Consider the following 13,994-nt stretch of genomic DNA (forward strand, 5'->3'; position numbering starts at 1 on the left):
GCTCAGGCGGCACCGAGTAATTTCAGTTTGTAACCGTACTTGCCTGCAGAAATGCTGGACGCTCGCCACCGCCATTGAGCAAAAGATTGCTGCCACTGGCATAGGACGCCAGCGGTGAAGCCATGTACAGGCAAGCATTACCGATATCTTCCGGCCGTCCCAAACGACCAGCGGGGATGGTGTCAGCGACGGCCTGAATACCAGCGCTATCACCATAATGAAGGTGAGACTGTTCTGTTTCGATGAGCCCTGGGCTCACGGCAACAACGCGTACTTTTGGTGCCCACTCAACGGCAAGTGAAGCGGCTAACGACACGACTCCGGCCTTGGCTGCGCCATAGGCAGCTGAGCCCGGAGAAGCACGAAACGCACTGATGCTGCCAATAAAGATGATGCAGCCCCCCACATCCTGGGCCTGCATATGTCGGTTGGCGAGTTGGGCAAGATGAAGAGGCGCAATAAGATTAAGGCGCAATATTCCCTCATGAAAGCGGGGCGAAACCTCTCCCGCCAACGCATGTGGTGCGCCCCCTGCATTGTTGACAAGAACATCCAGTCGACCGTAATCATCGATGATGCGTTGCAGCACAGCCTCCGCCGCCTCATAGTCTCGTACATCCAGCTGCACGAAAACGGCATCTCGACCGCCTGCAGACGGCATTTGCTCCGGTGCCGTACGTCCGCATATAATTACGTCCGCTCCGGCAGACAGGAAGGAGTTTGCGATACCGGCTCCAATTCCTTTTGTACCGCCTGTGATTAAGACAACTTTACCTGTAAAATCAAAACTCACCGAGCCAGTCATATACGCCTCCTCAAAACTCATTTAACTAGTCTATTCATCTCTCCCCCCAACAATCTACGTCTAAATGGACGATGATTTTTTTAATTTCACGACTGAATATAATAAAAATTCTCGACATGATTCGCCGAAAATTGAGATGAAGACAAAGTCATACTATCGACATGCCAACAGTTTTGACTGGGTTCGAACTCACTGCTCCAAGGCGATGATGGTCTATGTAAATTAACCTAATAAATACTTGGCAGCAGGTAGAGTTAAAAATCAGTCTAGAAACCTTCCCACCAGCCCATGACAAACGGGTGTATAAAATCCTTTATATTTAACCTATATAATAAAATACCATTTAAATATATAAAAATGGTTATTCTAATAATAAAGAGAGCACGTTCATGAAAAAAAACAACCTGACAGTCAATACTGTCTGTGGACCCATTGACATTGAATCATTAGGCAACGTTCTAATGCATGAACACCTGACGCTAGGTTTGCCCGGCTGGGAAAACGATTCACATGCACCCTATATAGACAGATCTTCACTCATTGAACGCGTATGCGCAAAAATTGAATCTCTTAAAAATGCCGGTTTCAATACATTGTTAGACCCATGCCCCATGGATTTGGGAAGAGACATTGATTTAGCGATTGAGGTATCGACAAGAACAGGTTTCAATATTATTTGTGCTACTGGCCTGTATACAGAAAATGAGGGCGGTAATTCTTACTGGAAACTTATTCAAAAATGCGACCCTGAAGAGTTCATTGACCGAGCATCAAAGCTTTTCATTAAGGAAATCACAGAGGGTATTGGAGCCACTACTGCCAAAGCCGGTGTAATAAAAATTGGCTCTGATAATGGTGAAATAACTCAATACGAAATGGATGTCATCAAAGCAGCGGCACAAGCCCACCTGAAGACTGGCACACCTATTACTACACACACAGATGCGACCATCGGTCACTTGCAACTCCAGGCACTTATTGAATGTGGCGTACCTGCTGAAAAAGTCATCATTGGCCATTCGTGTGGTAATAGTAATACAGATTATCACACCCATTTGGCTCATCAGGGTGCCTATGTTGGATTTGATCGGTTTGGTTACGGTATTATTGTTTCAGACGATGTGCGAATAGAAAATCTGGTTTCGATGATAAAATCAGGTTTTATTGAAAAACTAATCATTTCTCATGACTGTATTTTCTGCGCTAAAGGTGAGCCCTTCACGCAGGGCATAAAAAATGCACCGCCGGGAACATTTCATGTAGAACCCACTTACATCCAACAGGAAATAATTCCAAGACTCATGGATATGGGTGTCACAGAAGATCAAATAAAGACATTACTTTCAGATAATCCGAAAAAATATTTTTCCATGTAATAGCCTGTAATGGAGCTATATAAATGGGTAAACAATGCTAGTTAATCCCCGCGTGATACATGCCAAGTCCGCTTCATGCGCCGGCGAAGTCCATACCTTTTGTCCGGTAATGACCCACTGGTTATATTCGATATTGAAGCGCGCCCTGGTTTTGACACTGGCCAAGTCCGAACCGGCTACCGGCTACCGGCTACCGGCTCAGAGTAGCCCTGACACCAGAGGCCAGTGCCTGCAAGAATGCCCGGCAAGTACTTGGCCTGTTGCCCAGGTGGGTAGCCAACCAGTCGGCCACTTCCGAACGAAATGTCTCATCAGCAACACTTGCACCCAGCTTCATGAGAAATTGCCTCCATCAAAGTGAACGTACCTTCACCGTACACCTGCAGTGTCTATAGCTCGTTACTGCCAAGTGCAGCCACGCTATTGATAAACGCACGAACCAGTTCTGTCTGACGTCTGATGCCCGTTTTTGAGAAAATTGATCTCAAGTGTGCTCTGGCAGTATTCCGTTTTATATTCAAATCTTCAGCAGCATCTTCAAGCGACAAACCATCTGCCAATTTAAGAGCAAGAGCATTCTCGGCAGTCGTAAGGCCAAATAGCTTTCTGGCAACATCAACATTCGCATTAAGTTTGCCAATAGCATCTCGAATATAGATCATTGCCACTGGACTGCTTTTCCCTTCAGCCCAGTTATTAATTGGAATAGGTTCAACAACCAAACCCAGATTCACCTCACCAGAAGGTCGTGTAATTGACATGGCACCGGGAAGAACCTGCTCTTCTCCATTCGTAGCAGCATCAAACGCACTTTTTATAAGCTTTTTCAGCTCTTTATTATCGGAAGGATAGCTTGCTTCTAAGCGGCCACCTATGATTTTCAAACCATCACATGAATCAATTATATTCCTCGCGTATATATTTTTATCCAGTACAGTTCCATCTTCATCAATCAATAGTGTTGCAATGGATAATTTACTAATCGCACGGGAATACAATGATTCAATTTTCTGGATTTGGTCAATTTGCTTGTTTATTTTAAGTGCGCGACGTATATGTGGAAGCAGTTTTTCACATAACTTTTTATCATTATTTGAAAATGGTTTACTCTCTTCACCTCTTGTGATTCGAAGACGAAGAATGCCTGAATCCTGAGTGGATATATCAACACCCATAACATGATAAATATTTGAAGGGATAAGCCAATGCGAACGAAACGAGTTATCAATCCAACTTGTTTCTTTCATGATATCAAATACCGTAAATACCTTATCTGGAATCTGATTATGAAAAGGAGTAAGGTTATGTTGATATGGGAAAGAAATTATTTCACCAGAATTCGGCATATCACCTACCGAAACCATAAGACCAATGTTATCCTCATCCTGTGCATAAGGCATTTTCAATATCAAGGTAACATAGTTTGCGTCAAAGAGATGCTGAATGTGCTCCAGCGCAACTCCCCATCGCTCATTGTTGATTGTCGCCTCATACAGTTCTGAAAGAATCGTATCGAGACTGTCTGCACCAATCATGCTCATAGTATTGCCTTTATAGTTATATTGATGAGTAAATATGACTGCTGGAGGGTTAATGATGCACAAATATCCAGCACCCGGTGCTTGAAAAATTATCCAATTTCCTTAGTAGACTCTAAAATGGCATTAAACGGATCCGCTTTTGAAACGTGATCAGTCGCCAAGCAATGCTGGTCACCGCTCATTTGGGCATAAGCCTCTAGTATCAATTGAGTGATACATACCAGAGAACGTGCCATGTAGACAGCCATGCATGTGGTCTCTCCTGAGTTGTCGTTATCCAGAGAACTTGCTTGCCACTGCATGCGTTCGACAGACAGGTCGATCTAGAGCTGTCCAGCCTATTTAACATTACGACTGGAAACAGCCTACAACATCGTCCAATAAGACTAACCAAAGAGAGTGAAGGGAAAGGTTAACCGTTTGAAAACATGAACCTGATCAAAGACGGCCGCTCAAAGTGTAAAGTTCTGCAGGTGTCGGGACAGGTCTCCAATCAGTCCAACCTGGGTGTAATCACGGTACGTAAAGCGCCACACCCCATCCACACAGGCAAACTCGTCCCGATAACGTCCAGTCATGATTGGTTGCAGCGGGCTGTCTTCAGTGGCTTGCAAAACGGTGTAGCAGGAACGGCAACTGGCGACGCCAGCCATTTCATCGATTTGCATAATCGGGTTGGTGACCATATGCCGGGTTCGCGGTGTACCACAGGGGTAGATTCGAATAATGCTCTGCCACAGCTGTAACAGCCCTTCAGCATCCACCACGCTGCCGGATGCCCCCGTTTGAATACGGGCATGCCTGAACAATGCGGCCGCTTCAGCCAACTGTCCATCATCGATTAATTCAGCATAGCGATACAGCAAGTTACCAATCTGTACATGGGCAGGTAATGACACATTCAACTCCTGGCAGATAACGTGTCCAGTGGACTTTGCCATCCTAAATAACCTTAAATCTTTCAGCAGCGACTGAATGCCGTTGCTGAACTCGGGTGGCGCTGATTGATTTCAAGCCGGCTCGAAGTCACGCTTGAGCGCCAGCTTATCCACCTTGTTGGAGGCATTCACCGGCAGCATCGATACCATGCGCACCTGCCGTGGTACCTTGTAGTTGGCCATCTGCTCACGAGACCACTTGATCAGCTCCTTTTCATCCAGGCTACTGCCATGGCGCTTGACGATGAAGGCACAGCCCACTTCACCCATGCGCTCATCCGGCACACCAATAACCGCAGCCTGAGCCACTTCAGGATGCTCCACCAACGCCGCTTCGATCTCGGCCGGGTAACAGTTGAAGCCACCAACAATAAACATGTCTTTGAGACGACCGGTAATACGCAGGTAACCGTTATCATCCAGGCTGCCGATATCACCGGTATGCAACCATCGCTCTTCATCAATGGCCTCGGCGGTCGCTTCTGGATTCTGGAAATACCCCTGCATCACATGAAAACCACGGAGACAAATTTCGCCATTTTCGTTGGCTGCCAGCGGCTTTCCATCCGGATCAAGAATCGCAACTTCAGTCCCGGGGATCGCTTTCCCGCTGGTCGTTGCGATGGTCTCAGCCGAGTCATCAGGATCACAAATCGTGGCAAAACCACCACATTCAGTCAGGCCGTAGGCCGTCGTCACGACATCAAAGCCCAACTCATTGCGCATGCGTTCAATCAGCACCGGCGGCACGCTTGAAGACCCCGTGACGGCAACACGCAAGCTACTGAGGTCTTTGTCATTGAGCTCAGGATGCGCCAACAATGAAAGATAAAGCGTCGGTGGGCCTGGCAACACCGTTACGTTATCCTTTTCGATCCGCTGCAACACCTCATCCGCATCAAACACGGGATGGGGCAGCACGGTTGAGCCGGAAAGCAGGCAGCTCAACCACCCGGCCTTATAGCCAAAGGCATGGAAAAACGGGTTTATGATCAGGTAGCGGTCACCCGGACGCAGTCCCAGTACCTGTACAAATTCGGCAAAAGCAGCCAACGCCGCGCCATGGGCCCCCATAACACCCTTGGGCTTCCCTGTTGTCCCCGACGTGAACATAAGGTCTGAAAGACTTTCGGCGCTCAACTGACTGGCACGCGCACGCGCTGTCGACTCACTTATCGCCTTACCCTGTTCAATAAAGGCGTCCCACTCCAGGTTGTTGGCCAGAGGCTCACCTTGACGGTCGCTCATCACCACCGTCATATCGAGCCAGTCAGCACAGCTTTCTGCAATCAGTGCCGGGTAGTCGCTGCCAAGGAAGTCACCAGTGCTGAACAGCATACGGCTGCCACTGCGGGTGATAATGTCACGCGCTTCACTGGCCTTCATGCGAGTATTGATCGGTACCAGCACCGCACCGGCCATTTGCAATCCCAATGCTGCCAGAATCCAGCGGGCACAGTTCGGTGCCCAGACGGCTACCGGGTCTCCAGGCTGAACACCCAGTTGAATCAGCCCGCGCGCGACATCCAGCACTCGGTCTGACAAGTCTGCATAGTCAATCACCTCCAGCCCTTCTTCAATGGCCGGAATGCCCGCAAACTGTCGTGAAGCTTCAAACACAAGCTCGGGAATGGTGTGAGCTTTTAAAGGGGTATCATGGTGTTTTTTTATTATAGTCATCTCAAGTACTCATAATGATTGTGCTACTGACACACGCGCCATATAAAAATTAATGCATTAAATCAGATGGTTTTTTATCTGTTGCTTCAGTAGCTTACCGGCAGGATTACGGGGTAATGTTTCCTGCTGAACAGCGATCATTGATGGCACTTTATAAGCGGCAAGATGCCCCGCGACAAAACTCTTCAGTTCAGCCTCATCCAGTTCTTCTCCCGGCTGGATCGCCACCACAGCTACAACCGCCTCCCCCGTTTCATCATCAGGAACGCCCAACACAGCGGCTTCGCGCACCAGGGGATGACGCAAAAGGCATGACTCCACTTCTGCTGCCGCAATATTTTCGCCAGACTTGTTGATAACATCCTTGAGCCTGTCGACAACGTACAACAAACCATTGGAACCTACGTGACCCAAGTCCCCCGTGTGCAACCAGCCATTTCTGAGCGCGTCTGATGTCGCGTCTTCACGATTGAGGTAACCCTCCATGAGGGTGATGGAGCGGAGGCATATTTCACCGTTTTCACCACCCGGAAGCTCATCGCCATCAGGGCCTACAATCTTTACCTCGGCAAGCGGGGAAATAACGCCAGTAGCATTTGGATACAACCTGAATAAGTCACCTGACACTGCAGCGCCAACACCGTTTGTTTCAGTCATGCCGTATCCGTTACCGACAAACTGATCGGCAAGGGAGTCAAGTACCTCATCAATCAGCCCTTGTGGCAAACCTGCCCCACCCAGTCCCAGGCCAGCCAAGCCCCCCTTCACTGCATCAGTATGAAATTCCGACTCTCGCAAGAGCTGCATCACCATGGAAGGCGCACCATTGAACTGGGTGACCTGCTCACTTTTCATCAGCTCAATAGCAACTTTCGGGTTCCACTTGTGCATAAAGACCAAACGACGCCCCGTACGCAATGCCGTCAACAACTGCGCATGTAACCCACTGACATGAAACAGCGGTACCGCCGTCAGAATGACGGGCGCGCGCCCAAGCCGCTGAATTTTTTCAACGGCCTCAGGAGAGGTCATGGCCGACAGTGCACTGATGTAATCGATATTAAACAGTGCCTGACAAACGGCTCGATGATTCGATACCACAGGTTTGGCACGACTGGTGGCCCCAGAGGTAAACAGGATCAACGCAGTATCCCTAGGCTCTGGCGAAACCTCGGGTAGCTCAAGGACGGGGCCGGCAGCCACGTCGGCATATGCTTCAATATTATCGGTTACCGCCAGCGGGATATTATCGACAACTACAACGGGTATTTTTGCGCCCAAATAGGATGGACCGATTCGCACCAATCGATCAGCGTCACAAACCAGAGCATCAGCATCTATGTCATCCAGTGCTGCATGAAGCTCTTCAGCCAGCCCGAAACTGTTCAATAACGCCGGTACAGCGCCCAGGCTGACGGCCGCCATGAACGCAACCACCCACTCAGGACGATTACGCATTGCAATGGCAACACGACTACCGGAGCGAACACCCTGTGAAAGCATCCATGATGCCACTGCATCCAGATGGGAATAGAAGCGGCCATAACTCCAGCGTTCATCTTGGTATACCATGAAACATTCGTCATCTTCGCGACGTGCCTGACGAACCACTTCAGCCAAATTAACTGGAGCATTTTTGTAGAGCCCGTACCTTCCAGATTCTGTTACGATCGATTCCAACTCAAAAGGGGCCCCGCTAGCGGTCAGTTGAGACTGCATGGTCACAGTTCTTTTCGCAATGGCATTCATGGAAACCTCTTATTTTTAGATATAGCTATCAGATTTAATACAGTAACTATCTGGAATATCTTTGCTTTTAAAACGCACGATCACTTCCGCAGCGTTCAGATAGTTCAAATGAGATAACGTCTCACCAATTGCCAGCATCATATCGATGGGCTTCAGCTCACGCGGAAATAGCACGTTCATTGCATCCCATGCCGTAAAGCGGCCATGATTCTTAGCGAACTCGGTCAATACTTTGAATTGACGATGATGGTGAGCCACAAGTTGATCCAGGCGAGTGTGCAACCCTTTAAATACAAACCCATGGGCGGGCATGACAATGCTATCGCTAGAGAGGGCTTTCAAACGCTCTAAAGAATCCAGCCAGTGTTTCAGCGGGTTTGCTTCAGGTTCAACATCACTGACAAGCACATTAGAACTGATGGATGGCAGCACTTGATCACCGGATATTAGCAGAGCATCCTCTTCACAATATAGGCACGCATGTTCGGGTGAATGTCCTTCTCCTATTACTATCCGCCATTTACGGCCACCTATGGATAAATTATCACCTTCCCTCAAGCGTATGTACTTGTTTGGAAAGTCGGGCATGAATGGATCGTTACCATAAATGCCTATTATTTTTTCAATATCTTTATCTGGAGTGCCCGCCAGATAAAGATATTCACGCTGGCACTGCCTGTCAATCACAGCACCTGAACTTGCCAGTGCTCGCATAGTGAAATATTCACCATGCGTCATATAAAGTGGTACGGAAAATTCTTTCATTAACCAGCTTGCCAAGCCTGCATGGTCATAGTGAAAATGGGTACAGATAACACCAACTAACGGTTTTTCTTTAAAATATCGATCAGCCAGTTCTTTCCATGCAGCTTTAGAAGCTTCCGTATTGAGGCCCGTATCGATCAAATACCAGCCCTTGCTGTCCTCAAGAACATAGACATTTATATGATCCAACGCCATCGGCATAGGAATACGCGCCCAAAAAACTCCGGCTGATATCGCCACAAGCTGACAACTTTCAGTAGGCTTTTCAAAGGGATATTCTAGAGCTGCACGCTCGTCATCTCGACGCTTTTTCGATTTATCTTCGCTTTCATTTCCAAGCATGCCGCCTCCTTCACATCCGTATCCACCATAGATATAATGTGTCTTACCATCTATGGACCCCCTTTAGTAAAACCCTACCGTAAACTCGAAATCTACGTCCAAAAGGACGATGCGCGTGCCAAAAAAAAACGGAAGGATTAAATAAAAAAACCTCTAACGGAGCGTCCACATGTCGGTAATGCCCCCCCCACCTCGAGTGGGTATAAAAAGCCACTTTATGCTGGCGCTTCTCGCCCTGGTTTATGTCTTTTCATATATAGACCGACACGCCATTGCAATCGTGCTGGAACCGATAAAACAAGAGTTTGGTGCGTCTGATACTCTCATGGGGCTGCTTACAGGCCTTGCATTTGCAGTTTTGTATGGTGTTCTGGGTATACCACTTGGCCGGATGGTTGATCGCGGCGCTGACCGGCGCGTGATGATTTCGATCTGCTGCGGCCTATGGAGCGTAGCAACCATGGCTTGCGGCATGGCAACCAGCTTCTGGCAGTTGATCATCGCGCGCATGACTGTTGCGGTTGGTGAAGCTGGCGGCATGGCACCTTCCGTCTCCATGGTGGCAGACCTCTATCCCAAATCACGCAGATCACTGGCCATGAGCATTTTCATGCTTGGGCCACACATTGGTATTCTTGTTGCGATGGTTGCCGGCGGCTACATTGCACAGACATATGGATGGAGAACAACCTTTATCGTCTTCGGTCTGCCGGGGATTTTCATCGCCGCTACACTCTGGTTTTTCACCAAAGACCCGGGGAGAGGCGTATTTGATAGTACTGAAGAGCGACGCCAGGCACAGCTTGCCAAAGACGTCAGCCTCATGTCACAGATCAAAATCATTTTCAAAGTGCGCGCCTTCGTACTTCTCTGCTTTGCTTGCGGCACAACGGGCATGGTTGGATATGGTTACGGGATCTGGGCACCTACTTTCCTGCTGCGCACGTATGAAATGCCTCTGGCACAAGCGGGGCTACTCTTTGGTATTGCCAGCGGTATTTCGGCCGCTGTCGGTGCCATTTTCAGTGGCTGGTTTTGTGATCGCATGATTCGCCGCAGCACTTCATGGCAATTGGGTCTGCCTCTTATCGGTATCATGGCCAGCTTACCGATGGGCATCGGATTCCTGCTATGGCCACAGTCATCGTCATTCAGCATCGGTAATCTAGAGGTTCCTTACGCAATGCTCTTCTGCGCCGGGTTCAGCTTCTTTCAAGGCTGGTGGCCATCTCTCACATTTACAGCTGTAAGCCATCTGCTAACCAGCTCCCAACGCGCACTAGGCGCTGCATTCCTCAACTTGTTCATGACGTTGATCGGTGCCGGCTTTGGCCCCTTCCTTTCCGGCCTGCTGAGTGACGCATATACAAGCACTATGGGTGCTGACGGGCTGCGCTGGGCCTTGGTTACTATTCTCAGCTTATTGCTTATCACTTCGTTACTGTATCTATTGGCAATCAAACCCTACAACAAGCGCCTGGAACAGTTGGATGCCAGCCTTGCCTGATCAAACTGCTTCACAAGACACTTGTATGCCGGATACACAAGGACACCTGCGTAGGCGAAAGTATCAAACCTGCCAGCAAAAATTTTTCCATAGCTCCTGATATAAACGGCCCAAGCGAAAGCTTCGGGCCGTTTTTTAATATCAATCAAATGGTTACATGTCATAGTCCGTATGAGGGTTTCGCAAAAATTAGTCCATTTAGGGGTTTCGAAGGCTGTGCTGATATAAAACAATGCCCATACAACAAAAATAAAACCAACTACCCCTTGGTTAATTATGACAATGATTTTCCATGGGTATACGGAGGCAACATGAGAAAGCAACAACTCTGGAAGCCCATCGCAGCTTCAGTCGCACTCACTCTATCAGCAACCGCTTACGCAAAGGTCTCTCCTGAAGAAGCTGCCAAACTGGGCAACGAGTTAACCTGCATGGGAGGCGTTGCAGCTGCTAACGAGGCAGGGACCATACCTCCCTTTTCAGGAAAATGGCTAGGCACACCACCGAACATTGAATACACCCCCAATGTTGGACAACATCCGGTTAACCCATATTCAGACGACAAACCGCTATTTCAAATCAATGGGAAAAACTGGGAAGAATATAAAGACAACCTGACCGAAGGTCAGATTTCTTTGCTCAAGCGCTTTCCTGACACTTACCGAATTCCGGTTTATGAAGGTCGCCGTGACTTTAGATATCCGGATGAGATATGTGAACTGGCCAAAAAGAATGCACTAGAAGCTGAATCGATTGATGGCGGCATGGGCTTCAAGGGGTATATGGGACCAATACCATTCCCTATTCCAAATGGGGAATACAAGGCCATGCAAGTTCTGGCCAACCATAACTATCCCTATCGCGCCTTTACCGAAGTCATGGAAGTCCGTGATCTGGCTGATGTTAACTCAAGCGGAAACATTACCTGGGGCCAAACACAAAACAATACACTTAACGTGATTACATTACCTGATCAGATCGGGAAACCGGTTGGCGATATTATGGCGTACAGCTTCACCGGCACGCTGCTACCAACACGAGATAAAGGCAAACGTAGCCTTTCGGTTGAGCCCATGAATTTTACCAAGGGCCAGCGCTTGGCCTGGGCATATAACCCTGGCACGCGTCGCGTTCGCCAGCTGCCTGAATTTGGTTTCGATACGCCTGCAGCCGGGACATCCGGTAAAATCACGATTGACCAAGACCGGTTAATGAATGGATCCCCTGAGCGTTATAACTGGGAAGTACAGGGTAAGCGCGAAATTTATATCCCTGCCAATGCCTACAGCCTGCACGAAGAAGCTGTCTCTTATGATGAACTTCTGACGGCAAACCATCCCAACCCTGATCTGATGCGCTATGAACTGCGCCGCGTATGGGTGTTGGAAGGTACGCTGAAAGAAACGCATCGACACAAATACGGCAAGCGCGTGATGTTCCTCGACGAGGATACCTGGCACAGCGTAATGAGTGATTACTACGACACCCGTGGCGAGCTGATGATGCACGCCCTGCTGAACTACTACTATGCCTTCGATATGAAAGCATGGCATGCGGGAACAAGCTTCTATCACGATCTGAATACCGGTGGTTATGTGGCCTACAACCTGTTCCAGGATCTGGAAAAGGGACCGATTTTGAACGCCGGTGGTTTGAAACCTGAAATGTATACGCCTGCTGCCCTGCGTCGCCGCGCCCACTAATCTCGTCAGGAATAATGTCATGACTGTATTCAAACCCAACTTATTAGCCTTCGCAGTATTGACCGCTGGCATCACCACTCAGGCTCAGGCCGGTCAAAGCATCGACATGGGCGACGGCCTAACCCTGGACTGGAAAGGCACTGTCAGCTACGGTGCCGGCGTCCGCCTTGAAGATCAGGATGAAGTTCTGGCTGCCAAAAGCAGCGGCGACCGCAACTTTGATCAGGGCGATATGATTAACAACCGCCTGTCGCTGTTGATGGAAGGCCGTCTACACAAGGGCAATAGCGGCCTGGTAATGTCCGCCAGCACCTTCTATGACGACGTGTACCAGGACGACAAGTTCACTGATGATGCCGAGAAGTACCATGGTGGATACACTCGCCTGCTGGACCTCTACGGCTATACCAGCCTGGAGCTTGGCAATGGCAGCTATCTGGACCTGCGTGCCGGTAAGCATGTCGTCGCATGGGGTGAAGCGCTGTTCCTCCCCAGCATGTCATTGGCACAGGGCCCGTCTGATGGCACCAAGGCCGGCATTCCCGGCGTAGAGGTAAAGGATATCCTGCTGCCGGAAGATCAGGTTTCCATGCAGCTGGAAGTAAACCCTAACTGGTCAATTCTGGCCCATGCCCAGTACAACTGGCATGAAGTTCAGGTACCTGAACCGGGCAGTTTCCTTGCAACCGGTGAAGCAACCGGTGAAGGCGCTACCTGCCTTGCATTGGCACCAGGCTCCAACTGCTCATATGCACGAGGCGATGATATTGAGCCAGGCAAAACCGGTCAGTGGGGTATAGGTACGCGCTTCAGAACCAGCCTTGAGACCGAATGGGGCCTCTACTACCTCAAGTACCACGATCGCATCCCGTTGCCTGAATTCTCAATAACAGGCTTTGGCGCCAATGGCGCAACAGGTAGCTACAATATCCGTTATTTCGATGACGTTGAGCTTTACGGTGCAACCTTTACAACCACAGCAGGAATGGCATCCATCGCAGGTGAAATGACCTACAAAAAAGGAGCCCCTTCCCTCTTGGCCAACGGGATGCCAACACGCTCGGATATCCTGCAAACCAACCTGAATACAATTGTTAACTTTGGTCGCTCCAGCCTTGCCGATACTGTCACTCTTGTAGCAGAGCTATCCTATGTTGATATTCTGGATGTGGAATCACGCGGAATAAACATATTTGGTTCAATGGATCAGGTCACTGACGATTTGATGTGGACCGGTCACGGCCTGGCCTTTTCAAGCAGCTTCACGCTCAGCTATCCCGGCGCTACCGAAAACTGGGATCTGAGCATCCCACTGGCATATTCGCATCAGATCAGTGGGCGCACCATTACCGGTGGTGTTGGCGGCGAGGGTGATCATCGTTTCAGCGTAGGTGCCAACTTCACCCACCGCACCGGTGTGCAGGTAGGCGTAAACTACCTGACCTACATGGGTGACCCGGATGTCGATGAGGCCTATAAGCAGCGCACACTCTCTGACCGCGACAACCTGTCCCTGTCTGTGAAGTACGCCTTCTAACCCCGGACGGCGTACAGCGATCGATAGCATTTCCCTGCTTCATTTTCCGGC

The 13,994-nt window shown here is 49.2% G+C and carries 11 protein-coding genes; 4 read left to right on the forward strand and 7 right to left on the reverse strand.

Translation table 11 applies throughout. The annotated features are described in order from the left end of the window. Positions 1-22 precede the first annotated feature (22 nt). Positions 23-805, reverse strand: coding sequence for an SDR family oxidoreductase (locus tag CLV44_RS15480; protein ID WP_106593030.1), 783 nt, complete (start codon positions 803-805; stop codon positions 23-25). A gap of 389 nt (positions 806-1,194) precedes the next feature. On the opposite strand from CLV44_RS15480, the gene CLV44_RS15485 reads away from it, so the two are divergent. Then, the gene (locus tag CLV44_RS15485) at positions 1,195-2,181 is read left to right on the forward strand and encodes a phosphotriesterase family protein (RefSeq protein WP_106593031.1); all 987 of its coding nucleotides are present in this window, start codon (positions 1,195-1,197) and stop codon (positions 2,179-2,181) included. A 15-nt stretch (positions 2,182-2,196) separates the two neighbouring features. Here the strand turns inward: CLV44_RS15485 and CLV44_RS17575 are convergent, their stop codons facing one another. From CLV44_RS17575 to CLV44_RS15515, 6 genes are all read right to left on the reverse strand, one after another. Beyond that, on the reverse strand, positions 2,197-2,346 hold the full coding sequence (locus CLV44_RS17575) for a hypothetical protein (RefSeq protein WP_245912712.1): 150 nt from the start codon (positions 2,344-2,346) through the stop codon (positions 2,197-2,199). Positions 2,347-2,570: 224 nt separating this feature from the next. Then, a complete protein-coding gene (locus tag CLV44_RS15495) occupies positions 2,571-3,722 on the reverse strand; it encodes a helix-turn-helix transcriptional regulator (protein ID WP_106593032.1) in 1,152 nt (383 codons plus the stop codon). A gap of 452 nt (positions 3,723-4,174) precedes the next feature. Next, positions 4,175-4,621, reverse strand: coding sequence for a nuclear transport factor 2 family protein (locus CLV44_RS15500; protein WP_245912713.1), 447 nt, complete (start codon positions 4,619-4,621; stop codon positions 4,175-4,177). 111 nt (positions 4,622-4,732) lie between these two features. Beyond that, on the reverse strand, positions 4,733-6,340 hold the full coding sequence (locus CLV44_RS15505) for a FadD3 family acyl-CoA ligase (protein WP_106593034.1): 1,608 nt from the start codon (positions 6,338-6,340) through the stop codon (positions 4,733-4,735). Between the two features lie 57 nt (positions 6,341-6,397). Continuing rightward, positions 6,398-8,089: a class I adenylate-forming enzyme family protein gene (locus CLV44_RS15510; RefSeq protein WP_106593035.1), complete on the reverse strand. Its 1,692-nt coding sequence runs from the start codon at positions 8,087-8,089 to the stop codon at positions 6,398-6,400. Positions 8,090-8,104: 15 nt separating this feature from the next. Further along, on the reverse strand, positions 8,105-9,196 hold the full coding sequence (locus CLV44_RS15515) for an MBL fold metallo-hydrolase (protein WP_106593036.1): 1,092 nt from the start codon (positions 9,194-9,196) through the stop codon (positions 8,105-8,107). Between the two features lie 169 nt (positions 9,197-9,365). On the opposite strand from CLV44_RS15515, the gene CLV44_RS15520 reads away from it, so the two are divergent. From CLV44_RS15520 to CLV44_RS15530, 3 genes are all read left to right on the forward strand, one after another. Then, entirely contained in the window at positions 9,366-10,703 is a 1,338-nt protein-coding gene (locus CLV44_RS15520; RefSeq protein ID WP_106593037.1) for a spinster family MFS transporter, read from the forward strand. 311 nt (positions 10,704-11,014) lie between these two features. Beyond that, positions 11,015-12,406, forward strand: coding sequence for a DUF1329 domain-containing protein (locus CLV44_RS15525; protein WP_106593038.1), 1,392 nt, complete (start codon positions 11,015-11,017; stop codon positions 12,404-12,406). A gap of 19 nt (positions 12,407-12,425) precedes the next feature. After that, the gene (locus CLV44_RS15530) at positions 12,426-13,943 is read left to right on the forward strand and encodes a DUF1302 domain-containing protein (RefSeq protein ID WP_106593039.1); all 1,518 of its coding nucleotides are present in this window, start codon (positions 12,426-12,428) and stop codon (positions 13,941-13,943) included. Positions 13,944-13,994 lie beyond the last annotated feature (51 nt).

This window comes from Marinobacterium halophilum, from assembly GCF_003014615.1.
GTDB classification, from domain to species: Bacteria; Pseudomonadota; Gammaproteobacteria; order Pseudomonadales; family Balneatricaceae; genus Marinobacterium; species Marinobacterium halophilum.